This window comes from Chitinophaga vietnamensis, from assembly GCF_902167635.1.
Classification (GTDB): Bacteria; Bacteroidota; Bacteroidia; order Chitinophagales; family Chitinophagaceae; genus Chitinophaga; species Chitinophaga vietnamensis.
On record NZ_CABHMS010000004.1, the window covers coordinates 73,013 to 95,446 of the forward strand.

Sequence of the window (22,434 nt, forward strand, 5' to 3'; positions counted from 1 at the left end):
TCATGCCCAAGGAACCCATCATTATCGCCGGCGCCGGCCTGACCGGCCTGAGCGTAGCTTATGAGCTGCAAAAGCAACAGATACCGTATCTTGTTATGGAAGCTGCCAGCCACTCCGGCGGTGTGATCGCTTCCTTTCACCAGGATGGCTTCGAACTGGATGCAGGCCCCAATACCATCGCCGCCAATCCCGCCACGCTGGCCTACCTGCGCGAACTCGGACTGGAAGCCGATATGGAGGAAGCCGCCGCTACCAGCAAAAAACGTTTCCTGGTGCGCAACCGCAGTTTACATCCGGTATCGCCACATCCCTTTAAAATTATCGGCTCCAAATACATCAGCGGTAAAAGCAAATGGCGGCTTTTTACGGAGCAATTCCGCAAATCCGCACCAGTAGCGGAAGAGGAGAGCGTCACAGAATTTGTGACGAGAAGATTTAATCAGGAGATCAACGAATATTTATTTGACCCGATATTGTCCGGCATCTATGCCGGCAATCCCGACAAACTGAGCGTACAGGAAGTGCTGCCCGCATTGCCGCGCTGGGAGCGGGAATACGGCAGCGTCACCAAAGGGCTGATGAAAGAGAAAGAAGCGCTGGGCGGCCGCAAGATACTAAGTCTGAAAGGCGGCAATGCCTTGCTGGTAAAGCGTTTGCAGGAGAAGCTGGCAACGCTGGTGCAATTCAATTGCGCGATCAGCAGGATCATTCCTGATGGAGACGCTTATCGCGTGCAATATGAGGAGAATGGCCACACCGGAGAAGTACGTGCATCCAAAGTAGTGTTGGCGCTACCGGCATATAGCGCCGCTGCTGTCATCGATCCGCTGGATGCCGCTACTGCCGCGCTTTTGAAGCAGCTGCCCTATCCGAAGATGGGCGTGTTGCATCTCGGTTTTGATGCCAGCGCATTGCCACAACCTTTGGAGGGCTTCGGTTTCCTCGTGCCGCATGCAGAGCATTTACATTTCCTGGGCGCCATCTGCAATTCTGCTATCTTCAGCGGAAAAGCGCCGGAAGGCAAGGTGCTGTTCACCGTTTTCACTGGCGGGGCTCGACTGGAGCACCTGCTTGAACAGCAGGACAGCGCCGCATTACAACAAAAGATATTATCCGAAATACAATCTATCCTGCACCTGACTGCCGGTCCGGTGATGCAGCGTTTCACCGTTTGGCCCCATGCATTGCCGCAGCTGAATACCGGTCATGCGAAGTTGCGCGCCGCCGTGGCGGGCTTCGAGCAAAAATATCCCGGCATACACGTGAGCGGTAATTTCCTGCATGGCGTGGCCGTTCCGGCATTGCTGCAACATGCTGCAACATTGGCGGCATCCCTGAAGAAAAATTAATCGGGAAAGAATATCTGTTCGTACTGTTTTTTTCTTTAAATTCCATTATAAACTTCCACCAAATGATCGCAGGGATTTTAAAGGAAAAAGACGGCGAAACCAGGGTGTCCGTAGTACCGGAGATTATCAGGATATTCCGTTCGGTAGCAATGACAGTATGGGTGGAGCAGGGCGCCGGCGAAAAATCATTCATTAACGACGACGACTATACGAAAGAAGGCGCCGTGATCCGGTCCGGCGCCGAGATACTCTCCGGCGCTGATGTGATCTTCTGTATACATCCCCCTACCCGCGAAGAGATAGAAAAGATCCAGCCAGACAAGATACTTATTGGTTTGTTGCAGCCCCTGTACCGGCTGAACGAGGTAGAACTGTGGGCTTCCCGCAGGCTCACTACCTTCAGCCTGGACGCTATTCCCCGCACTACGCGTGCGCAGAGCATGGATGTGCTCAGCTCACAGGCCAATATTGCCGGTTACAAGGCGGTATTGCTGGCGGCGTATAGCTATTCCCGTTATTTCCCGATGTTCATGACGGCTGCCGGCAGCATTGCGCCTGCCCGCGTGCTGATACTGGGCGCCGGCGTTGCCGGTCTGCAAGCGGTAGCCACAGCACGCCGCCTCGGCGCCGTAGTAGAAGTGTTCGACACCCGCCCGGCCGTAAAAGAAGAAGTAATGAGCCTCGGCGCCCGCTTCATAGAAGTGGAAGGCGCCGCCGATGCCAGCGCCGCCGGCGGCTACGCCGTAGAACAAACAGAAGACTACAAAAAACGGCAACAACAAAAGATCGCTGAAAGCATCGCCAAAGCCGATATCGTGATCACCACCGCGCAAATACCCGGCAAAAAAGCGCCCCTGCTGGTGACCCGTGAAATGCTGGACCAGATGCGGCCCGGCGCTGTGATCGTGGACCTCGCGGCCGCCACCGGAGGCAATACCACCGCTACAGAGAACAATGCTACCGTGCACTACAAAGGCGTTACCATCATCGGTAATTCCAATCTCCCGGCTACCATGCCAGCTGACGCCAGCAAGCTCTTCTCCAAAAACCTGTTCAATTTTTTCAGACTCATACTCACCAAAGAAGGAAATACACTGTTGAACTTTGAAGATGATATCGTTGCAGGCAGCTGCATCACCTTCCGCGGTGTGATCAGAAATGACCGCGTTAAAGCCCAGATGCAGCTGGCATAAGCCGCATCCGGACTGCATTAAAACACATCAGCATGGAACAGTTTTTTGCATTCCTCGAACAGCACATGGAATTGATCTATGTGGTGATCCTGTCTATTTTCCTCGGTATTGAAGTGATCTCGCGGGTGCCCTCTGTATTGCATACCCCCCTGATGAGCGGCGCCAACGCCATACACGGCGTAGTGATCATCGGCGCGATCATCGTGATGGGAAAAGCGGAAGAAGGAGACTACCTCGCCCTGATACTGGGCTTCCTCGCCGTTATATTAGGCACCTTGAACGTTGTAGGCGGCTTTGTGGTAACAGACCGCATGCTGGAAATGTTCCGTAACAAAAAGGGAAGGAAATAAAATTTCCTCCGAAAGATTCACCGCTAAAAGCGAATGCATATGGCCTCCGGCATCTTATCTGTTATCTACCTGATCGGCTCTGTTACCTTCATCCTCGGACTTAAAATGCTGAGCAAACCAGACACTGCCCGCAAAGGCAACCTGGTAGCGGCTTTTGGCATGACGCTCGCCATATTGGGCACTATCTTCCTCTATCAATCCGGCGGCAAACACCTGCATAATTTCGGCTGGATATTTTGCGGCCTCGCCATCGGCGGCGCTATCGGCGTAATGGCCGCCAAAAAAGTGAAGATGACCGCCATGCCCGAAATGGTCAGTATGTTCAACGGCATGGGTGGCGCCTGCGCCGCCTTGATCTCTATCGTAGAGTTCAATCATCTCACCCGTCCTGATAACATCGGCGACATGCTGAATGTGTCGATAAAAAACCTGCACATCAATGTAGATATCTCGCAGAACGGCATTGTTTCAGAATTGTCGAAACTGATGGTGACCGATCATAAAGGGGAGATACTGATCATCCTGCTGGGCCTCATCATTGGCGCGGTATCCTTTGCCGGCAGCGTGATTGCGTGGGGTAAGCTCAACGGCAGCATCAGGGATTACGCTTTCTCCGGGCAACACATGGTGAACCTCGCGGTACTGTCGGTACTGTTGATAAGCGCGGTGGCGCTCATCTTCAACGGCAATAACACTTTGCTGCATGCCAGGCCTGATACGTCTTTCACCGGTATGCACCTGCTTTTCTACGGCATACTTTTACTGGCCTTGCTATATGGCGTGCTCTTTGTGTTGCCGATCGGCGGCGCGGATATGCCGGTAGTGATCTCGTTGCTCAACTCCTTTACCGGCGTGGCAGCGGCTTGCGGCGGTTTCCTCTATAACAACCCGGTGATGCTCACCGGCGGTATCCTCGTAGGTTCCGCAGGTACCATCCTCACGATATTGATGTGCAAGGCGATGAACCGCTCGCTCAAAAATGTGCTGATCGGCTCTTTCGGCGGCGCCAAAGGCGGCAGCGCAGGCGGCAAAGAGCAGGGCCATTACAAAGAAATTTCTTTGTCGGATGCCGCGGTGGTATTGGCGTATGCGCATAAAGTGATGATCGTGCCGGGCTATGGCCTCGCGGTGGCGCAGGCGCAGCATGCCTGTCATGAACTGGAAAAATTACTGGAAGAGAAAGGCGTGGAGGTGAAATATGCCATTCATCCCGTGGCAGGCCGCATGCCAGGGCATATGAACGTATTACTGGCAGAAGCAGATGTGTCGTATGATAAATTGATGGAGATGGAAGATGCCAACGGGGAGATGAACACCACAGATGCCGTGCTGGTGCTGGGCGCCAACGACGTGGTGAACCCGGCGGCCAAGAACGACCCCCACAGCCCGATCTACGGCATGCCGATACTGGAAGTGGAAAATGCCAAACATGTGATCGTGAACAAACGCAGTATGAAACCCGGTTATGCCGGTATCGAAAATGATCTTTTCTTTCAACCTAAAACATCCATGCTCTTTGGAGACGCCAAGCAGGTACTGCAACAGCTGGTGAGCGAGATCAAGACGATTTAATTATTTTTGCGGAAAACAAGATCGTTGCCGAATCATATACCACCGGCGCTGGTAGCGTCGTTAGCCGGTTTGCCCGGTTTTAACAAAGAAACTTTTTTAGCTGTACATGCAGCGGCCGAGAAGATCACTTCAGTGCGGCTTAATCCGTTGAAACTCGCTACAGCAGAGAAACGCAGCGAGGTGCTCATTACGCTCTCGCCGCAAGGCCATAGCCGCGTGCCCTGGAGCACGGAAGGCTACTATCTTCCTGAAAGACCTTCCTTTACTTTCGATCCTTTTTTTCACGCCGGCGCCTATTATGTGCAGGAGGCTTCGTCGATGTTCCTTGAACAGGCGGTGCGCGCCACTGTTGATTTAAATGCGCCGCTGAAGGTGCTCGACCTCTGCGCCGCGCCTGGCGGCAAATCCACGTTGTTGCAATCTTTGCTCAACGAGGAAAGTATCCTGGTATCCAATGAGGTGATCAAGCCGAGAGCCGCGCTGCTGGCGGATAACGTCAGTCGCTGGGGCGCCGCTAACGTGGTGGTGAGCAATAACGACCCGCGCGATTTTTCACGCCTGCCGGGTTATTTCGACCTGATCGTGATTGATGCGCCCTGTTCCGGATCAGGGCTGTTCCGCCGCGATCCGGAACTGATCCCGGAATGGTCGCCGGAAAACGTAGTGCTCTGTAGCCAGCGCCAGCAAAGAATCCTGGCCGATGCGCTGCCTGCGCTCAAAGAAGAAGGCATCCTTATCTACTCCACCTGTTCTTTCTCACAGGAAGAAGATGAAATGATACTCGACTGGCTGGCCGCACATTTCGAGCTGGAAAATATTCCCTTGCCGGTAGATGAAGCCTGGCAGATCGTTCCGGCCGTATCACCCAAAAGCAATTGCACCGGCTATCGTTTCTACCCCGACCGTCTCAAAGGCGAAGGCTTTTTCATTGCCTGTTTCCGCAAGCGTAGCGGCGAATCTCCGAGGAAATGGAAAGAGCAGAAAGTGGCTGCGCTTGCGGCAAAAGATAAAGAGAAGTTATCTCACTGGATCGATATGTCCCGGGATCAGCAATACTTGCTGCACCAGGATGAAGCGCTGATCATGCCGCCGGCACTTTACAAGGAAATAGCATTGTTGCAGCAACAGTTGTATATTCGCAAAGCTGGTATCAAAGCTGGGCAGCTCGGCGCTAAAGAGTTGATACCGGATCACCAGCTGGCTGCCAGCACGCTGGTAGCTGCCAATATCCCGCGTGTGGAGCTTGACTTGCCGGAAGCGTTGCTGTACCTGCGCAAGGAGGATCCGGCCATCCACACCGATATCAAGGGATGGGCACTGATACAATACCATCAGATGCCGCTGGGATGGGCCAAGATACTACCCAACAGAATGAACAACTATTATCCCAAAGAACAAAGGATACTGAAGGAAATTACCGGCCTGTGAGTAATATGGCAAGGTTTTTTCCGTTTTTTATAAATCAGATTTTAACGCATATATTAGTTGCCCGAAAAAGTATAAACAGAGTTAGTATGGTAAAAACGATTCTATCAGTTGCCTTGTTTGGTTTGTGCGCAGGAGCTGTCAAAGCGCAGGATACGCTGCAGGTGCAGGGTACAGCACCCAACCTCTACATCACACACGTCGTTAAGAAAGGAGAAAATTTCTATAGCATTGGCCGCGCTTATGGCATCTCTCCCAAAGAAATTGCCAGCGCCAATAAAATATCAATGGATCAGGGCTTGCAGCTCGGTCACGCTGTACACATCCCGCTCACCGCAGCCAATTTCTCGCAGAAAGCAGATGCCGGCGGTCAGCCAGTGTATCACAAAGTAGAAGGTAAGGAAACACTTTACCGTGTGAGTGTAAACTACAACAAAGTGCCATTGGCGAATATCCGCCAGTGGAACGGTTTTTCGGGTGATGGACTGAAGAAGGACAGCTACCTGATCATCGGTTACCTGAAATCAGGAGGTGTTGCACCGGCAAAGAAAGAAAAAGAGCCTGCGCCAGCACCTGTTGCCACTACGCCGGAACCCGCATCCACACCGGCTCCGGAGCAACCTAAAAAAGAAGTAGCGAAGAAAGAAAAGCAAAAAGAACAGGCGCCGCCTCCTGCCACTGAAACACATGATACTGCACCAGCGCCGGCTCCTGCAGCTCCCGTGGTAACATCTACCGGCGGCAGTTTCGAAGAACTGTATGAACAACAAACCAAGGGCGGCAAAAAGGTAACGGCTGAAAAAGGCCCTGGCACCTGGTTCAAGAGCAACGCAGTAGGTAAATACTACGCATTGCATAACAGCGCTCCCCGTGGTACCATCATCAAAGTTACCAACCCGCTCAATGGAAAAGCAGTGTACGCCAAAGTGCTCGATGTGATTCCCCAGATGAAATCCAATGCTGGTTTGATCATCAAACTGAGCGACAGCGCCATGCAGGCTTTAGGCAGCAGCGATGCCAAGTTCTATTGTGAGCTCTCTTACGAGAATTAATATACTTTACATATGCGCAACGGCCCCTCCATTACCGTGGAGGGGCCGTTGCACATATGTAAGTATCGTCAAAACCTGTATCCGCGCAGGAAAGCGGCAATATCCATTTTCTTCTTGCCTTCCAGCTGCACTTCATCGAGGAAGAGGTAACCATCGGGTGCGGCGATCTTCACAAACGTTTTCTGGTCTGTTTCAAATTCGCCGGGCGCCACCGCAGGTTTGCCGGCAACTTTGTGTGCCTTGTAAATCTTGATGGTCTTGTCTTGCAGGGTAGTCCAGGCAGCGGGATAGGGGCTGAGGCCCCGTACCAGGTTGTAAATACTATCCAGCGGTTGTTCCCAGTTGATGCGGCAGGTTTCTTTAAAAATTTTAGGTGCGTGTTTGATATCCGCTGCATTGATGCTGGCCTGTGGTATCTCTTTCACCTCGCCGGCGGCGATGGCCTGCACGGTTTTCAATAGCAGCCGAGCGCCGGTATTCATCAGTGCATCATGCAGCTCGCCGGCGGTTTCATCTTCCCGGATCGCTACTTTATCATTGAAGAGAATATCGCCGGTATCGATTTCGTGTTGCAGCTTGAAAGTGGTTACGCCGGATTCCTTTTCGCCATTGATGATGGCCCAGTTGATAGGCGCCGCGCCGCGATACTGGGGTAACAGTGACGCATGTACGTTAATTGTCCCTTCCGGCGGCATATTCCACACTATTTCGGGCAGCATCCGGAAAGCTACCACCACTTGCAGATCGGCTTTCAGGGCTTTGAGTGCTGCAATAAATTCGGGGTTCTTCAGCTTTTCCGGTTGTAGCACGGTCAATCCTTTAGCTGCCGCATACTTTTTAACAGCGCTCTCCTGCAGCTGCAACCCGCGCCCGGCGGGCTTGTCAGGCGCTGTAATTACACCCACGACATTAAAACCGTTTTGCACCAGTATATCAAGAGAGGCCACCGCAAAGTCGGGCGTGCCCATAAAAACTATTCTGAGATCTTTTGCCATAGGTGCAAAGTTAGTTAAGATTAAACGGATTTACGCGAAGGTTGTCTGGCTCAGGATTATAATGATTGAAAGGATTACCAGGATTTTTTTATCAGGATTTCAAAAGATTCGCGAAGATTATGTCGAGATGATCTTCGCGAATCTTTTGAAATCCTGATAAAAAAATCCTGGTAATCCTTTCAATCATTATAATCCTGAGCCAGACAACCTTCGCGTAAATCATTCCGCATAAAGCAGATACTTCTTCCTCACGGCTTTGAACCGCGACAGGCCGGGTTCCCAGCTTTTGCGGATATCGGCTTCGGAGGCGCCGTTTTTGATTTGTTGCATCAGCTGGCTGTTACCGGCGAGCTTGTTGAAGAAGGGAATGAAGAACTTATCTTTTTGTGGGAAGGCCTGGTAGGCGCTGATGAGCCATTTGAGCTGTAGCTGGCGATGCTTGCCGGGAGCGGCTTCCGGGGAATGGGAGAGATCTTCGCCATAGCATTGCTGATCTTTCAAGGGCGGATTTTTAGCGCCTTCCACGCTGCGGGGTGTGAAGGTATAGCCTTGCTTCGGCAGCTCGGGAGAGCCGTATACCTGGAAAGGCTTGTCGGTGCCGCGTCCCAGGCTGATGGCCGTGCCTTCAAAAAAGCAGATGGATGGATACAACAACACCGCTGCCATATTGGGCAGGTTGGGAGATGGCTTCACCGGCAGCTCATAGAAAGTATGATGGTCGTAGTTTTTGCAGGTGATAACAGTTAACTGACAGGTGCGCTTGTTGCTCAGCCAGCCTTCGCCATTGAGCATTTTGGCGTATTCGCCTACGGTCATGCCATGTACAACAGGCACGCGTTGCATGCCCACGAAGGAGCGGAAAGCGGTGTCCAGTATAGGACCATCTACATAGTCGCCATTAGGGTTGGGGCGATCCAGTATCAGCAGTGGTTTGTTGTTGGCAGCAGCTGATTCCATGATCTCTTGCAGGGAAGAGATATAGGTGAAGAAGCGGGCGCCTACATCCTGGATATCGAAGATGATGATGTCTACATCTTGCAGATCGGCCGCGGTGGCTTTTCTGTGAGCGCCGTAGAGCGATACGATGGGCAGTCCTGTTTTTTCATCGGTAGAGTTAGCGACCGTTTCACCGGCGTCGGCATTGCCACGGAAGCCGTGCTCCGGGCTGAAGATCTTCTGTATGCGTACATGCAGTTTGAGCAGAGAATCTACCAGGTGCGTATGCCCGATGGTGGCTGTTTGGTTAACGAGGAGCGCTACCCTTTTGTTTTTGAGCAGCGGCAGATATGCTTCGGTGCGCGCGGCGCCAGTAACGATGTTGGTGGCGTATTGCGCCCTTGCGTCCAGGAAAAGCAGGCATACCAGTACGGAGAGTGAAATGATACGGTTCATAACGGTAAGATACGGCAAATCTGCTGCCGTAGTAAAAAAAATGGCGAATACAGGTCCTTTTATTACCTTGCATGAATTATTCACATTAAATAGATACGATTATGCAAGCTGTTAAAAACGGGGATACTATAAGAGTGCACTACCACGGCCGTTTAACTAACGGTACAACCTTCGACTCTTCTGAAGGAAGAGCTCCGCTGGAATTCAAGGTGGGCGCTGGTATGGTGATCAGAGGTTTCGACAACGGTGTGCTGGAGATGCAGGTAGGCGACAAGAAAACCATCCATATCCCTGTTGATCAGGCATACGGACCTAAAAGCCCCGAGTATATCATGGATTTTCCTAAAGAAAATATTCCTGCTGACCTGAATCCGGAAGTAGGCATGGAACTGCAGATGAGCAATCCGCAGGGTCATGTAATGCCGGTGAAAGTGATCGCAGTAAATGCTGATTCTATCACGCTGGATGCCAATCACCCGCTTGCTGGCGAAGACCTCGTATTCGACCTGGAACTGGTAGAAATTCTTTAATCTTTTTTTCCGGAGGCGGATAGCATGCCGTCTCCGGAAATCCTTGCTGCTACTATTTCCTGTAAGCAGTCCCCACATACGCACCGGCTGCCATATTGTTGCATCAGCCAATCCCGCTCCGATACCGTTAACACCACTTCCCGGCATGTACAATGCATAATGTCATCTGCCCGGCAGATGAAGCTGCGCCCGCATCGCGGACAGGTGGCCTGTGGTATGTTGTTCATGTCACAAACTTACTATTTTCTATGCAAGCAGCGGGAGCGTAGTGTGTAACCGCAGATAGCTGTAGGCCATGTCGTACAGCGGATGCGCCCTGGCTTCCTCCGTTTCCGGCATGGCGATTTCAGTGGCGCCGGCTTTTTGCAGCTGTTGCAGCAATTCGCCATAGAGTGGCAGGAGCAGCTGCAATACTTGCTGCTGGCTGATTCCGGCGGAAGTAATATTGCCGCATAGCAAAAAAGTTACAGGGCCGGTGAGCAGCGGCTGTGTAAGCACGCCGCTGTTGCGCGCTTCCAGGAACTCGCGGATACAACGTGGTGATAACAGCCGCCAGGGATGGCTCATCTCAAATTCGGGTACGAGGTATTGATGGCTGCCATCAGCCCAGGTAGCGGTTTTCAGGGCTTCAATATCAAATCCATTCTTATGGTAGCCATAGGCCATCGCGAAGTAAAGTTCCGGAGAAGCCGGATTGGCAAGGGTTTGCTGCAATGCCCTGAAACGCGCGGGGATCACGCCAAGGGTCATGCACATGTCGAGGATACGATCGTGCCACGACTGATCATTACTATAGATAGGCCAGGCGCCACTTTGCCGTAGTTGTTCCCATTGCTGTTTTCGTAGCTGCCTTGCCGTTAGTTCCAGTTTTTCCAATGCCATCCTGCCTGCCAGGTATTGCTCACAGGCGGTATCCAATGCGGGCACGCTGCCTATTCTTGTCATATTAATGATCGGTTGTTTGTGCTGGCAAACGTAGTTAATTTTATAATGTTTTCTATATTTATCTTTTTAAAAGAAAAATATTCTTCTAATCGTCTTTGTAAAGAATATTTTACCTGAACGGAAGATGTGATGAATGGGTAAACAGAAAATCCTGCGGCAGAAAGGTATCGCTGATTTTTCCTTACGTTTGCAATATGTTTACCAATTACAAGTACACCGTCGACACACGCTTCATGCGTTATGCACAGATAGACACGCAATCTGATCCGTTAAGCAACAGTTTTCCGACTACCGAAAAGCAGAAAGACCTCTCGGCCTTGCTGGTAAAGGAATTGAAAGAGATGGGCATCACCGATGCGGAGATGGATGAACATGGTTACGTATATGCCACCATCCCTGCCAACACCGACAAGCAGGTACCTGTAATTTGTTTCTGCTCTCACGTCGATACTTCTTCCGATAGCAGTGGCGCTAACGTGAAACCCATTGTACACAAGCAATTCGACGGCAGCGATATCGTACTGCCCGATGATAACAATATTGTGATCCGCACAAAAGATCATCCCTATCTCGCTGAAAAGATCGGCGACGATATCATCACCGCCAGCGGTACCACCTTGCTCGGCGCCGATGATAAAGCCGGCGTAGCAGAGATCATGGATGCCGCCAACTTCTTCATGACCCATCCCGGCGTGAAACATGGCGCTATCCGCATCCTCTTCACACCTGATGAAGAAGTAGGCCGCGGCGTGGAAAAAGTGGATATGAAAAAACTCAATGCGCAATTCGGTTATACCATGGATGGCGGCGAACTGGGCTCCCTGGAAGATGAGAACTTCTCCGCCGATGGCGCCAAGATCACGATCTTCGGCATCAGCGCGCATCCCGGCGCCGCAAAAGATAAACTGGTAAGCGCCATCAAAGTGGCTTCTGAAATTGTGGACGCACTGCCGAAAGACAGTCTCTCACCAGAAACTACCAGCGACCGTGAAGGATTTATCCATCCGGTTCGTATAAGCGGCACCGTAGAAAAAACAGAAATTGATTTTATCATCCGCGACTTTGTCACCTCTAACCTCGAACTGCACGAAGCATACCTGCGCCGTACCATGGAACGCGTGCTGGAATGCCATCCTGGCGCTAAAGGCCAACTGAAAATAACAGAACAGTACCGCAACATGAAAGAAGTGCTCGACCATCATCCTCAAGTAACCGCCTATGCTGCAGAAGCGATCCGCCGCGCCGGCGTGAAACCGCTGAAGATGAGCATCCGCGGCGGCACCGACGGCTCCCGCCTGTCGTTCATGGGACTGCCCTGCCCCAATATCTTCACCGGAGAAATGGCGCTGCACAGCAAATATGAATACGTGAGTATTCAGGATATGCAAAAAGCAGTGCAGACAATTGTACATCTGGCACAGGTTTGGGAAGAAAACGCGTGAGCAATTAGTAATTATTTATTATTTTAACCGTTATTACTATAAAATCACAACATGGTGACAGGACTTATCACGTTATTACAGGATTCAATATTGTCTGCCAAGGCCGATTCGGTTGCACATGGCGTAAACGCGGCAGCGGCCGCAGATCAGCATATCCGCCTGATGGACTTGTTAATGAAAGGTGGTGTGCTCATGATTCCGCTGGGTATTTTGTCCGTGATAGCGGTATTTGTGTTTGTAGAAAGATATATCACCATTGCAAAAGCAGGGAAGCTGGAAGATAATTTCATGCCGATGATCCGTGACCAGATCACCACCGGCAATATCCAGGCTGCCCGCTCGCTGGCCAAGAATACCAACAGTCCTATCGCACGTATGATCGACAAAGGCATACAGCGCATCGGCAAACCAATAGAAAATATTGAGAAATCCATGGAGAACGTGGGCAAACTGGAAGTGTACCGCATGGAAAAGAACCTTGTGATCCTGTCTATCATCGCGGGTATCGCGCCCATGTTCGGTTTCCTTGGTACCATCGCCGGTATGATCCAGACCTTCTTCAATATCTCCATTACCTCCGATATCACACTGGGCACCATTGCGGGCGGTATCTATGTGAAGATGATCACTTCTGCTACCGGTTTGATCATCGGTATTGTGGCGTTCATCGGCTATAGCTTTTTGAATGCACAGATAGACAAGGTAGTTAACAAGATGGAAGGCGCTTCCGCAGAGTTTATCGATATCCTGCAAGAGCCCACCCGCTAAAACCCGTAGCACATGAATTTACGCAGCCGAAATAAAAAACATGTGGAAATGCACAACTCAGCATTGAACGATATCCTGTTCATCCTGCTGTTGTTCTTCCTCATCGTTTCTACACTGGCCAATCCCAATGTGATCAAGCTCATGTTGCCCAAGGCCAAAAGCAATACCAAAGCCAAACAAACGGTGGTGGTGAGCATCAACGACAAACACGAATTTTTCGTTGGTACCAACAAAGTGCCCTTCCAGGGCCTCAAGCAGGCCTTGGCGCCGGCTATCGGGCATGAAGCGGTAGACCCCACCATCGTGATCAATGCAGAAAAAACAGTACCCATCGAAGATGTCGTCAGCGTGATGGAAGTAGCCCGGGAGATGGGCGCGAAAGTAGTACTCGCTACTGCACACGCAGAAAAATAAAAATAAATAAAACACCCGCGCCGTCAGCGCGGGTGTTTTATTTAAAGTTGACCCCTTACCATTCTATCTTTCCCGAACATATCCTGCTTCAACTCCACTTCCGTAAATCCGTGGCTTTCCATGAGTGCCACCACTTCTTTGCCGAGGGCTTCGTTGATCTCGAAATACAGCAGGCCACCGGGTTTCAGCTTGTTCTGCGCCAGCAGCGAGATGTGACGGTAGAACAACAGCGCGTCGTTGTCCGGTACAAACAGTGCCAGCGAAGGTTCAAAACCCCATACCTGTTGTTGCATGGATTTTTTTTCGCTTTGTGTGATATATGGAGGATTGCTGACAATAATATTAAAGTTGGGAAGATCCGCCACCTGTAAGGCATCCAGCACATCGGTATGTTTGAAGGTGACATCCAGTTTCTGACGGACCCCGTTGTTACGGGCCACCTGCAATGCGCCTTCACTCACGTCGATCCCCCACACTGTAGCGGCCGGCAGGCTTTTCTTCAGCGCCAGCGGGATACATCCGCTACCAGTACCAATGTCCAGGATATGCGCTGATGGCTGCGTGGCGGCATCCTGCACGATCCATTCTACCAGCTCCTCAGTTTCAGGGCGGGGGATCAATACATCCGGCGTTACCAGCAGTTCCATGCCATAGAACCAGCTGCTGCCGGTGATGTATTGTACCGGCTCATGGCGCTGTAGCGCTGTGATAGCGGCTTTCAGGCCGGCATGCTGTTCGGTGCTCAGTAATTGTGCCTTGTGGATAATGCGGTCCAGCTTACTCATCCCGGTGAGGTGTTCCAGTACAATATGCGCAATGTTGGCGGCCTCCCGCTCATCATAAATATCGCTGATGGCGCCGGTGAGATAGGTAAATGCTGTTTGTATAGTCAATGCTGCTAATTTAGAGTTGTGCTGTTTGTGTTGCCAGAAAATGCAAGACAGGGGCTGCCTTTCCGTCCGCTAAAAACGATATTTTTGCAAAGTTATTATTTAGGGGATTATGATGGACAGGACCACAAATGAATTTTTTATGCAACGCTGCCTGCAACTGGCAGCGATGGGAGCAGGGCAGGTAGCGCCTAACCCTATGGTAGGCGCGGTGCTGGTGCACCAGCACCGGATCATCGGCGAGGGCTATCACCGCCAGTACGGGCAGGCGCATGCAGAAGTGAATTGTATCAACAGCGTACCGGAAGAAGACCGCGCACTGATACCATTTGCCACCATGTACGTGAGCCTGGAACCTTGCGCGCATCACGGCAAAACGCCGCCCTGTGCAGATCTCATCGTATCGCATAAAATTCCGGAAGTGGTGATCGGTTGTGTGGATACTTTCTCCGCCGTGGCCGGCAAAGGCATCGAAAAGCTGCAGAAGGCCGGTATCAAAGTGCATACCGGCATATTGGAGCAGGCCTGCCGCGATATCAACCGCCGCTTTTTTACTTTTCATGAAGAGAAGCGCCCCTACATCGTACTCAAATGGGCACAAACAGCCAATGGGTTCATGGCCGCCGCAGATGGCGCCCCATTCCGCATCTCCAACGATTACAGCAACCGCCTCGTACATCAATGGCGCAGCGAAGAAATGAGCATACTTGTGGGCACGCGCACCGCCATCACCGATAATCCCCGGCTCAATACGCGCCTGTGGCCCGGCAAAGACCCCCTGCGCCTCGTGATAGACCGGGAGCTGAAAGTGCCGCGCACACACCATCTCTGGGATGGCGCCGTCCCCACTATTTTCATCACAGCCGAAGCAGCAGATACGCACGGCCTCACCGAAACCATGCAGGCCGATTTCCGCCATAACCTGTTGCCGCAACTGATGGAAATGCTCCACCACCGCCAGATACAGAGCATCCTGGTGGAAGGCGGCTCCTACGTATTACAACGCTTCATGGAGGCCGGCCTCTGGGATGAGGCCCGCATTATAACGGGAACGGCTACACTGCCCACAGGCGTGCAGGCGCCCGCGCTTCCCAACGCCACACTGGTGCATACTACGTACCTTGCTGGCGACCGTATCGATTATTTCCGCCGTACCGGCATTGTTGCATAGCTATTTCACCCCGCGGGCGAAAGCCCGGTAGCATTGATATTTGGTTTTTCTAAATTATACTGATGGAGGTTTATTTTACGATTGATAAAACCGCTGTAGCAGAGTTCAAAGACAGAGGCAGCAAATTCCTGGCCTACGCCTGGCCGGTTAAATCCGCGGATGATGTGAAAGCATGTCTGCTGGAAATTAAAAAAGAGCACCCCAAAGCCACGCACCATTGCTATGCCTACCGCCTGGGCACCGATGGCCTGCAATTCCGCGCCAACGACGACGGAGAGCCTTCCGGCTCCGCAGGAAAGCCCATCCTCGGCCAGATCGACAGCAAGCAACTCACCGATGTGCTCATTGTAGTGGTCCGCTATTTCGGCGGTACCCTGCTTGGCGTTCCGGGCCTGATCAATGCCTATAAGATGAGCGCGGCCATGGTGCTGCAACTGATACCTGTTGTGCAAAAAAATATCGAAGCCAAATATCATCTCACCTTCGACTATACGATCATGAACGAAGTGATGATAATCGTAAAACAAAATAATTGCACTGTCATCTCCCAGGAGCTGCAACTCTTCTGCAATATGGATATCGGTATTCCCAAAGCCAGCGAGGAATTGTGCTTGCTGCGTTTGCGCGATATCCGCGGGCTGGAGATAAAAAAAGCCTGATGGATTTATGAATTTTTTGATTTACGGATTTTTTGATTGGAGAGATATCCATAAATCAAAAAATCCGTAAATCAAAAAATTCATAAATGATTACTTAAAACGTTCGCTCACCACCAAATCCTTACTACCCGCGGTATACTTGTAAAATCCTTCTCCGCTTTTCACGCCGAGGTAGCCGGCAGTAACCATATTCACGAGCAGGGGGCAGGGCGCATATTTTGGATTGCCGAAGCCATCGTGTAATACATTGAGGATAGAGAGACAAACATCCAGTCCGATGAAATCCGCCAGCTGCAAGGGTCCCATGGGATGGGCCATGCCGAGTTTCATTACGGTGTCGATTTCCTGTACGCCTGCCACGCCTTCAAAGAGTGAGCAGATCGCTTCATTGATCATGGGCATGAGAATGCGATTGGCGATGAAGCCGGGGTAATCGTTCACTACGCAAGGCACTTTGCCCAGTTTTTCGGATAAGGCGGTGATCTCGGTGGTAACAGTCTTTTCAGTGGCGTAGCCATTGATGATCTCTACCAGTTTCATGACTGGTACAGGGTTCATGAAGTGCATGCCGATCACTTTACCGGGGCGTTTGGTAGCGGCGGCAATTTTTGTGATAGAGATAGAGGAGGTGTTGGTAGCGAGTATAGCATCGGGATGTGCGTGCTGGTCCAGCTCCTGGAAGATCTTCAGCTTCAGCGTTACATTTTCGGTGGCGGCTTCTACTACCAGCGATACGTCTTTCACGCCATCGGCGATGGAGGTGAAGGTGGTGATGTTAGCCAGCGTTTGTGTTTTGGTTTCTTCCGTGGCGGCGCCTTTGGCTACCTGGCGGTCCAGGTTTTTGGCGATGGTCTGTAAGGCTTTCTGGAGGGCCGTTTCAGCAACATCTATCAGGTGTACGGCATAGCCGTTCTGTGCAAATACGTGCGCAATACCATTTCCCATGGTGCCTGCGCCAATGACTGCGATTTTTTGCATGGCGTATGAATGTTTATTTGCTCGTTGGTCTAATTAACAAATAAACGAATAAACCGATAAATCAACTAATAATCATCTTTACGTTTGAAATCGCCCCGTTTCCAGGCCTGGATAAACTGGGCCCATGCCAGCGGGTTGAAGATATTTTGCGGGGCCTGCTGGCCGGCATAATATAGTGATTGCGCCTGTTTGTTGAGGTACATGCCGGTGCCCTCGCGCCCGTCGATCGGCGTGAAACGCGCCAGGGCGCGTATTTTGGCGTTCTCTGTGTTTTTTCTGGCTATTTCGTAAGCATCATCCGGTATCTCGGTGGTGGCGAAGGTGCGTTCAAATTCTTCCCGTGTCGGGTACGGCCTGATGATGGTAACAGGCAGGTAGGTGGTATCTTCCACCAGTAATTGTATCAGGGAAAAACTATTGCCTTTGAGCGTAAGCGGTATTTTGTAATCTTTTTTCCGGAAGCCCACCGCGCTGAAGCTCAGCGTATCGCCTTTGAATGCCACGATGGAAAAGATACCCTGGCTGTTGGAGATCGTACCGCGGCCCTGGCCCTTTATCATAATACTCACCGCGGGAATGGCCTTGAGGCTGTCTGCCGTCATAGTGATACCAGAAATCTGGATAATGCTGTCCTTAAATTCCGTAATCTGTGCTTTCAGCAGGAAAGGAGATAAAAGGAATGCTAAAATAAGTGACAGTATGTAGGATCTTTTGTGATGCATGCCGGCCCTAAGATATTGAAAATTACTTTACTGTTGTAATCCCTTTGTTTTACGGTTTTATCTGCCGTAAAGCGAAATTGTAAATTAAGTTCCAATTGGGTTAACTTTGCCGTCAGGAATCAAATTTTAACAACAATTTATGATGACGAAAGAGCAGATTTTACAGGCCCTGAGCAACGTAGAAGAGCCGGATCTGGGGAAGGACCTGGTTACGTTGAACATGGTGAAAGATATAGAGATTGACGGCAATAAAGTGAAGTTTACGGTAGTGCTGACTACGCCTGCCTGTCCGCTAAAAGAGATGATCCGCAATGCCTGCATCAACGCGATCCATCTTGTTGTCAATAAAGATGCTGAAGTGGAAGTGGTGATGACCGCCAACGTGAACAGCAAAAGAAAAGACGGACAAGGCGCTTTGCCCAACGTAAAAAATATCATCGTAGTAGCCTCCGGCAAGGGTGGCGTAGGTAAATCCACCGTGGCCTCCAACCTCGCGCTGGCACTGGGCCGCGACGGCGCGCGTGTTGGCCTCATGGATGCCGATATCTACGGCCCTTCTGTTCCTATCATGTTCGGCGTACGCGGCGAAAGGCCGATGATGGTGAGCGTAGAAGGCAAAGGCATGATACAGCCGATGGAAAAATTCGGTATCAAGTTCATGTCTATCGGCCTGCTGATCGATGAAAGACAGGCAGTAGTATGGCGCGGACCGATGGCCAGCAGCGCTTTGCGCCAGTTCATCACCGATGTGTATTGGGGCGATCTCGATTATCTCATCATCGATATGCCTCCCGGCACCGGCGATATCCACCTCACGCTGGTGCAAACCGTTCCGGTTACCGGCGCCGTGATCGTGACCACGCCGCAGGATGTAGCACTGGCCGATGCCAGGAAAGGTATCGCCATGTTCATGGGCCAGCAGATCAATGTGCCGATCATCGGTCTCGTGGAAAATATGGCCTACTTCACACCGGCTGAATTGCCCGAAAATAAATATTACATCTTTGGTAAAGAAGGTGGCAAGCACCTCGCCGAAGAACTGGAAATACCTTTCCTGGGCCAGATACCGCTGGTGCAAAGCATCCGCGAAGGCGGCGATGCAGGCGTACCTGTAATGGCCTCCAACGATGCGATCACCCGCAAAGCCTTTCTGGAAGTAGCCGGCAATGCCGCCCGCAGCATCGCCATGCGTAATGCCAACATCGCACCCACCAGGATCGTAGACATTGTTGTTTAATCTATCTATCCATAAAACAACACTGCTCCATGTTAATGGAGCAGTGTTGATAATGTAATGCTATGCACACGCCGAATTATAACAAAGAAACCAATTGGGAAACCATCGCCGCATTTATCCGTGAGAATAGTTTTGGAATGCTGGTCAACACTGATGAAGAAGGAACGCCGCATGCCACGCATATCCCCATGATGCTGGTAGAGAAAAGCCCCGGCAATTTTGTGTTACATGGCCATATCGCGAAGATCAACCCGCAATGGCAATGGTTCACCAAAGCTGATACCCTCGCGGTGTTCTCTGAACCGCATACTTATGTTTCCGCTTCCTGGTATGAGAAAGACAGGATATCTACCTGGAATTATATTGCTGTGCATGTACATGGCCGTATCCGTATCATGAGTGAAGAAGAGCTCCGCCAGGCCCTCGGGGCATTGGTCGATACTTTTGAAGCTGGCTCCGAACATCCGGTGCATATCAGTGATATAGATGAAAAGACCATGCAGAACAACCTCAAGGCCATCGTTGGTTTTGAACTGCCATTAACACAGGTGAATGCGCGTTATAAGCTCAGCCAGAACAAAAATGAACACGATTATAACAGCGTGATCGATCACCTGAAAGCGCGCGGAGATGTGCATTCCCTGCGTATTGCCGCCGAAATGGAGGCCCGCCGGGGAATCAAAAAAAGTTGATCGCTATCACTCCAAAAAAGAATATCTTGCGGTCACTGCGTAAGTTTTGCTTAACTTTGCGCCCCAAATTAACCGACTATGAATCGACAGGAATTGGTGAATCTGATCAAGGAAAGGCAATCTTATCTGTGTGTAGGATTGGATACAGACATACAAAAGATTCCAAAACACCTGCTTGCTCATGCAGATCCGGTGTTTGCTTTTAACAAGGCGATCATTGATGCTACCAAAGACCTTTGTGTTGCATACAAGATCAATACTGCTTTCTATGAAAGCATGGGGATCCGCGGCTGGGAAAGCCTGCAACGTACCGTAGAATATATCCCTGAAGGCATCTTTACCATTGCTGACGCCAAACGTGGCGATATCGGCAATACTTCCGCACAATACGCCAAAACATTTTTCGAAACCTATCAATTCGACTCCGTGACCGTAGCGCCGTATATGGGCCGCGACAGCGTTATGCCATTTCTGCAATTCCCGGAGAAATGGGCGATTATGCTGGGGCTCACGTCCAACGAAGGCGCGCAGGATTTTGAACTGCAACAGTTCGGTGAAGAATATCTCTTTGAAAAAGTGATGAAAGCCGGTATGCAATGGGGAACACCGGAGAACCTGATGTTCGTGGTAGGCGCTACACAATCTTCACAGCTGGGGTATATCCGCAAACTGGTACCGGAACACTTCTTCCTCGTACCTGGTGTAGGCGCACAGGGCGGTAGCCTGGAAGAGATCTCCAAACAGGCCATGAACAAAGATTGCGGCCTGCTGGTAAATGCCAGCCGTGCCATCATCTACGCCGGTAATGGAGAAGATTTTGCAACAGATGCCCGCAATATAGCCTTACAATATCAACAGGAAATGGCGGAATATTTACGAATTTTTTGATTTTTTGATTTACGGATTTAGGGATTTGTGTCGAATTCCTAAATTCTTAAATCCGTAAATCAATAAATCCGTAAATCACTTAAATATACAATTCTTCGCCGTCCACCACGATTTCACCTCAAACCCCAGGCGGCCCGCTTTTACTGCAGGGTCTGTGTTTACAAGGCTTACCGCTTCCAGGCTGTCTTTACAATCCATAATAAAAATCCCTTTCATTTCACCGGCATTTTCGAATGGGCCGGCTATCAGGATCTTGCCATCTTTCGCAAGACGTTCGATATTGGCGATATGCGCCCGTTGTATCTCTTCGGCTTCAGCTTTCGGCTGATCGCGATGTGGACCGGTTTTCAGAAAGATCATCCAGTATTTTTTCAGTTCTGGCGAAACACCGGGTAATGTTTTTTGTGGTATAACTGTCAGCGCAACGGATCGCAATGGCGTGGGGCGAAAGGATATCATCACAGTGACTAAAAACCCCAACAGCAGCAGTGCAGGTATTACTTTGCTTGCCATAGCTCTCGAATTTGCGCCTAAGGTACTAAGTTTCCCGCAAACTGCTTATATTGCTATATACATAAAATTGAGCTCACATGCTGAAAGATCTGTTTCAATCCCCTGATTATTTTGCTGTAGATGCCTTGTTGACCGAAGAACACCTGTTGATCCGCGATGCCGTGAGGCAGTGGGTGAAAAAAGAAATATCTCCCGTTATTGAAGACTACTGCCAGCGTGCAGCCTTTCCCTCTCAGATCATTAACGGGCTTGGAAGTCTCGGCTGTTTTGGGCCTACCATTCCCGTTGAATACGGCGGCGGCGGCCTTGATCATATTGCTTATGGCCTCATGATGCAGGAGCTGGAACGCGGCGATAGCGGCATTCGCTCTACTGCTTCTGTGCAAGGCTCGCTGGTGATGTACCCGATCTTTACGTTCGGCAGCGAAGAACAGAAAAAGAGATATCTGCCCAAACTGGCCACGGGCGAGCTGATGGGCTGTTTCGGTCTTACCGAGCCAGACCACGGTTCCAACCCTGCGGGCATGATCACCAACTTCCGCGAAGATGGCGATCACGTTATTCTCAATGGCGCCAAGATGTGGATATCCAATGCGCCCTTTGCAGATATTGCGGTGGTATGGGCAAAAGATAGCGGCGGAGATATCCGCGGCATCATCGTGGAGCGCGGCATGGAAGGCTTCAGCACGCCGGAAACGAAAGGCAAGTGGAGCCTGCGCGCCAGCGCTACCGGCGAGCTGGTATTCGATAATGTGAAAGTGCCTAAAGCTAATATATTACCCAATGTAAAAGGATTGAAAGGCCCGCTCAGCTGCCTCTCTTCCGCCCGCTATGGCATCGCCTGGGGCGTGATCGGCGCGGCGATGGACTGTTATGATACCGCGCTCCGCTATGCCAAAGAAAGGGTGCAGTTTGGCCGCCCCATCGGCGGTTTCCAGCTCACACAGAAAAAACTGGCGGAGATGATCACCGAAATCACCAAGGCACAGCTGATGAACTGGCGCCTCGGCGTATTGAAAAATGAAGGCAAAGCCACGCCCGCGCAGATATCCATGGCCAAGCGCAATTCCTGCGAGGTGGCCACCAAAATCGCCCGTGATGCGCGCTCCATACTGGGCGGCATGGGCATTACCGGCGAATTCCCCGTGATGCGGCACATGATGAACCTCGAAAGTGTGATTACCTACGAAGGTACACATGAAGTACATTTGCTCATCACCGGCATGGATATTACCGGTTTAGATGCGTTTAAATAAA

General features: G+C 50.9%; 24 protein-coding genes. 16 read left to right on the top strand and 8 right to left on the bottom strand.

What is annotated here, in order from left to right; translation table 11 throughout:
• Nucleotides 1-2 precede the first annotated feature (2 nt).
• The 6 genes from hemG (at nt 3) to FPG75_RS11455 (ending at nt 6,941) form a co-directional block, all read left to right on the top strand.
• Nucleotides 3-1,349, top strand: a complete 1,347-nt coding sequence (gene hemG / locus FPG75_RS11430; protein ID WP_143306989.1) for a protoporphyrinogen oxidase — start codon at nt 3-5, stop codon at nt 1,347-1,349.
• 62 nt (nt 1,350-1,411) lie between these two features.
• On the top strand, nt 1,412-2,542 hold the full coding sequence (locus FPG75_RS11435) for a Re/Si-specific NAD(P)(+) transhydrogenase subunit alpha (RefSeq protein ID WP_143306990.1): 1,131 nt from the start codon (nt 1,412-1,414) through the stop codon (nt 2,540-2,542).
• A gap of 32 nt (nt 2,543-2,574) precedes the next feature.
• Nucleotides 2,575-2,892 (top strand): NAD(P) transhydrogenase subunit alpha, encoded by a 318-nt coding sequence (locus tag FPG75_RS11440; RefSeq protein WP_143306991.1) that lies wholly within the window; start codon nt 2,575-2,577, stop codon nt 2,890-2,892.
• A 39-nt stretch (nt 2,893-2,931) separates the two neighbouring features.
• Complete coding sequence (locus FPG75_RS11445) at nt 2,932-4,464, top strand: NAD(P)(+) transhydrogenase (Re/Si-specific) subunit beta (protein ID WP_143306992.1); 1,533 nt, start codon at nt 2,932-2,934, stop codon at nt 4,462-4,464.
• 24 nt (nt 4,465-4,488) lie between these two features.
• Nucleotides 4,489-5,892 (top strand): methyltransferase RsmF C-terminal domain-like protein, encoded by a 1,404-nt coding sequence (locus tag FPG75_RS11450; protein ID WP_143306993.1) that lies wholly within the window; start codon nt 4,489-4,491, stop codon nt 5,890-5,892.
• Between the two features lie 86 nt (nt 5,893-5,978).
• A complete protein-coding gene (locus tag FPG75_RS11455; RefSeq protein ID WP_161596761.1) occupies nt 5,979-6,941 on the top strand; it encodes a LysM peptidoglycan-binding domain-containing protein in 963 nt (320 codons plus the stop codon).
• Nucleotides 6,942-7,009: 68 nt separating this feature from the next.
• On the opposite strand, the gene fmt is transcribed toward FPG75_RS11455, so the two are convergent.
• Nucleotides 7,010-7,936, bottom strand: coding sequence for a methionyl-tRNA formyltransferase (gene fmt / locus FPG75_RS11460; protein WP_236652774.1), 927 nt, complete (start codon nt 7,934-7,936; stop codon nt 7,010-7,012).
• A gap of 219 nt (nt 7,937-8,155) precedes the next feature.
• Nucleotides 8,156-9,328, bottom strand: coding sequence for an exo-beta-N-acetylmuramidase NamZ family protein (locus tag FPG75_RS11465; protein WP_143306995.1), 1,173 nt, complete (start codon nt 9,326-9,328; stop codon nt 8,156-8,158).
• A 101-nt stretch (nt 9,329-9,429) separates the two neighbouring features.
• On the opposite strand from FPG75_RS11465, the gene FPG75_RS11470 reads away from it, so the two are divergent.
• Nucleotides 9,430-9,858, top strand: a complete 429-nt coding sequence (locus FPG75_RS11470; protein ID WP_143306996.1) for an FKBP-type peptidyl-prolyl cis-trans isomerase — start codon at nt 9,430-9,432, stop codon at nt 9,856-9,858.
• On the opposite strand, the gene FPG75_RS26355 is transcribed toward FPG75_RS11470, so the two are convergent.
• Together FPG75_RS26355 and FPG75_RS11480 are read right to left on the bottom strand one after the other, a co-directional pair.
• Nucleotides 9,855-10,085 carry a cysteine-rich CWC family protein gene (locus FPG75_RS26355; protein ID WP_143306997.1) on the bottom strand — a complete coding sequence of 77 codons (231 nt, stop codon included), beginning with the start codon at nt 10,083-10,085 and terminating at the stop codon, nt 9,855-9,857. The genes FPG75_RS11470 and FPG75_RS26355 overlap by 4 nt on opposite strands.
• 19 nt (nt 10,086-10,104) lie before the next feature.
• A complete protein-coding gene (locus FPG75_RS11480) occupies nt 10,105-10,803 on the bottom strand; it encodes a uroporphyrinogen decarboxylase/cobalamine-independent methonine synthase family protein (protein WP_143306998.1) in 699 nt (232 codons plus the stop codon).
• A gap of 194 nt (nt 10,804-10,997) precedes the next feature.
• Between FPG75_RS11480 and pepT the strand changes: the two genes are divergently transcribed.
• The 3 genes from pepT to FPG75_RS11495 are packed head-to-tail and all read left to right on the top strand — an operon-like array spanning nt 10,998 to nt 13,427.
• A complete protein-coding gene (gene pepT / locus FPG75_RS11485) occupies nt 10,998-12,245 on the top strand; it encodes a peptidase T (RefSeq protein ID WP_143306999.1) in 1,248 nt (415 codons plus the stop codon).
• Nucleotides 12,246-12,296: 51 nt separating this feature from the next.
• Entirely contained in the window at nt 12,297-13,013 is a 717-nt protein-coding gene (locus tag FPG75_RS11490) for a MotA/TolQ/ExbB proton channel family protein (RefSeq protein WP_143307000.1), read from the top strand.
• A gap of 48 nt (nt 13,014-13,061) precedes the next feature.
• Entirely contained in the window at nt 13,062-13,427 is a 366-nt protein-coding gene (locus FPG75_RS11495; RefSeq protein WP_236652775.1) for an ExbD/TolR family protein, read from the top strand.
• Between the two features lie 41 nt (nt 13,428-13,468).
• Here the strand turns inward: FPG75_RS11495 and prmC are convergent, their stop codons facing one another.
• Complete coding sequence (gene prmC / locus FPG75_RS11500) at nt 13,469-14,320, bottom strand: peptide chain release factor N(5)-glutamine methyltransferase (protein WP_161596762.1); 852 nt, start codon at nt 14,318-14,320, stop codon at nt 13,469-13,471.
• Nucleotides 14,321-14,459: 139 nt separating this feature from the next.
• Here prmC and ribD point away from each other — a divergent pair, with 139 nt between their 5' ends.
• Entirely contained in the window at nt 14,460-15,488 is a 1,029-nt protein-coding gene (ribD, locus tag FPG75_RS11505) for a bifunctional diaminohydroxyphosphoribosylaminopyrimidine deaminase/5-amino-6-(5-phosphoribosylamino)uracil reductase RibD (RefSeq protein ID WP_236652776.1), read from the top strand.
• A gap of 62 nt (nt 15,489-15,550) precedes the next feature.
• Entirely contained in the window at nt 15,551-16,147 is a 597-nt protein-coding gene (locus FPG75_RS11510) for an IMPACT family protein (protein WP_143307003.1), read from the top strand.
• Nucleotides 16,148-16,237: 90 nt separating this feature from the next.
• Here FPG75_RS11510 and FPG75_RS11515 read toward each other — a convergent pair whose 3' ends face one another.
• On the bottom strand, nt 16,238-17,125 hold the full coding sequence (locus FPG75_RS11515) for a 3-hydroxybutyryl-CoA dehydrogenase (protein WP_143307004.1): 888 nt from the start codon (nt 17,123-17,125) through the stop codon (nt 16,238-16,240).
• 65 nt (nt 17,126-17,190) lie between these two features.
• Entirely contained in the window at nt 17,191-17,847 is a 657-nt protein-coding gene (locus tag FPG75_RS11520) for a carboxypeptidase-like regulatory domain-containing protein (protein WP_143307005.1), read from the bottom strand.
• Nucleotides 17,848-17,986: 139 nt separating this feature from the next.
• Between FPG75_RS11520 and FPG75_RS11525 the strand changes: the two genes are divergently transcribed.
• From FPG75_RS11525 to pyrF, 3 genes are all read left to right on the top strand, one after another.
• Nucleotides 17,987-19,084: an Mrp/NBP35 family ATP-binding protein gene (locus tag FPG75_RS11525; protein WP_143307006.1), complete on the top strand. Its 1,098-nt coding sequence runs from the start codon at nt 17,987-17,989 to the stop codon at nt 19,082-19,084.
• 62 nt (nt 19,085-19,146) lie between these two features.
• Nucleotides 19,147-19,776, top strand: a complete 630-nt coding sequence (locus FPG75_RS11530; protein ID WP_143307007.1) for an FMN-binding negative transcriptional regulator — start codon at nt 19,147-19,149, stop codon at nt 19,774-19,776.
• Between the two features lie 78 nt (nt 19,777-19,854).
• The gene (pyrF, locus tag FPG75_RS11535) at nt 19,855-20,664 is read left to right on the top strand and encodes an orotidine-5'-phosphate decarboxylase (RefSeq protein ID WP_143307008.1); all 810 of its coding nucleotides are present in this window, start codon (nt 19,855-19,857) and stop codon (nt 20,662-20,664) included.
• A gap of 75 nt (nt 20,665-20,739) precedes the next feature.
• Here pyrF and FPG75_RS11540 read toward each other — a convergent pair whose 3' ends face one another.
• Nucleotides 20,740-21,177, bottom strand: coding sequence for a YciI family protein (locus tag FPG75_RS11540; protein ID WP_143307009.1), 438 nt, complete (start codon nt 21,175-21,177; stop codon nt 20,740-20,742).
• A gap of 77 nt (nt 21,178-21,254) precedes the next feature.
• Here FPG75_RS11540 and FPG75_RS11545 point away from each other — a divergent pair, with 77 nt between their 5' ends.
• On the top strand, nt 21,255-22,433 hold the full coding sequence (locus FPG75_RS11545) for an acyl-CoA dehydrogenase family protein (protein WP_143307010.1): 1,179 nt from the start codon (nt 21,255-21,257) through the stop codon (nt 22,431-22,433).
• Nucleotide 22,434: the final 1 nt, after the last annotated feature.

Bases quoted from the DNA above. Each gene is read 5' to 3' on its own strand.
- pyrF (WP_143307008.1), top strand. From the start codon at position 19,855: ATGAATCGACAGGAATTGGTGAATCTGATCAAGGAAAGGCAATCTTAT.
- FPG75_RS11435 (WP_143306990.1), top strand. From the start codon at position 1,412: ATGATCGCAGGGATTTTAAAGGAAAAAGACGGCGAAACCAGGGTGTCC.
- FPG75_RS11465 (WP_143306995.1), bottom strand. From the start codon at position 9,328: ATGAACCGTATCATTTCACTCTCCGTACTGGTATGCCTGCTTTTCCTG.
- FPG75_RS11445 (WP_143306992.1), top strand. From the start codon at position 2,932: ATGGCCTCCGGCATCTTATCTGTTATCTACCTGATCGGCTCTGTTACC.
- FPG75_RS11540 (WP_143307009.1), bottom strand. From the start codon at position 21,177: ATGGCAAGCAAAGTAATACCTGCACTGCTGCTGTTGGGGTTTTTAGTC.
- pepT (WP_143306999.1), top strand. From the start codon at position 10,998: ATGTTTACCAATTACAAGTACACCGTCGACACACGCTTCATGCGTTAT.
- FPG75_RS11440 (WP_143306991.1), top strand. From the start codon at position 2,575: ATGGAACAGTTTTTTGCATTCCTCGAACAGCACATGGAATTGATCTAT.
- FPG75_RS11510 (WP_143307003.1), top strand. From the start codon at position 15,551: ATGGAGGTTTATTTTACGATTGATAAAACCGCTGTAGCAGAGTTCAAA.
- fmt (WP_236652774.1), bottom strand. From the start codon at position 7,936: ATGGCAAAAGATCTCAGAATAGTTTTTATGGGCACGCCCGACTTTGCG.
- FPG75_RS11480 (WP_143306998.1), bottom strand. From the start codon at position 10,803: ATGACAAGAATAGGCAGCGTGCCCGCATTGGATACCGCCTGTGAGCAA.
- FPG75_RS11490 (WP_143307000.1), top strand. From the start codon at position 12,297: ATGGTGACAGGACTTATCACGTTATTACAGGATTCAATATTGTCTGCC.
- FPG75_RS11515 (WP_143307004.1), bottom strand. From the start codon at position 17,125: ATGCAAAAAATCGCAGTCATTGGCGCAGGCACCATGGGAAATGGTATT.
- FPG75_RS11455 (WP_161596761.1), top strand. From the start codon at position 5,979: ATGGTAAAAACGATTCTATCAGTTGCCTTGTTTGGTTTGTGCGCAGGA.
- FPG75_RS11495 (WP_236652775.1), top strand. From the start codon at position 13,062: ATGCACAACTCAGCATTGAACGATATCCTGTTCATCCTGCTGTTGTTC.
- FPG75_RS11520 (WP_143307005.1), bottom strand. From the start codon at position 17,847: ATGCATCACAAAAGATCCTACATACTGTCACTTATTTTAGCATTCCTT.
- FPG75_RS11470 (WP_143306996.1), top strand. From the start codon at position 9,430: ATGCAAGCTGTTAAAAACGGGGATACTATAAGAGTGCACTACCACGGC.
- ribD (WP_236652776.1), top strand. From the start codon at position 14,460: ATGCAACGCTGCCTGCAACTGGCAGCGATGGGAGCAGGGCAGGTAGCG.
- hemG (WP_143306989.1), top strand. From the start codon at position 3: ATGCCCAAGGAACCCATCATTATCGCCGGCGCCGGCCTGACCGGCCTG.
- FPG75_RS11525 (WP_143307006.1), top strand. From the start codon at position 17,987: ATGATGACGAAAGAGCAGATTTTACAGGCCCTGAGCAACGTAGAAGAG.
- FPG75_RS11530 (WP_143307007.1), top strand. From the start codon at position 19,147: ATGCACACGCCGAATTATAACAAAGAAACCAATTGGGAAACCATCGCC.
- FPG75_RS11545 (WP_143307010.1), top strand. From the start codon at position 21,255: ATGCTGAAAGATCTGTTTCAATCCCCTGATTATTTTGCTGTAGATGCC.
- FPG75_RS26355 (WP_143306997.1), bottom strand. From the start codon at position 10,085: ATGAACAACATACCACAGGCCACCTGTCCGCGATGCGGGCGCAGCTTC.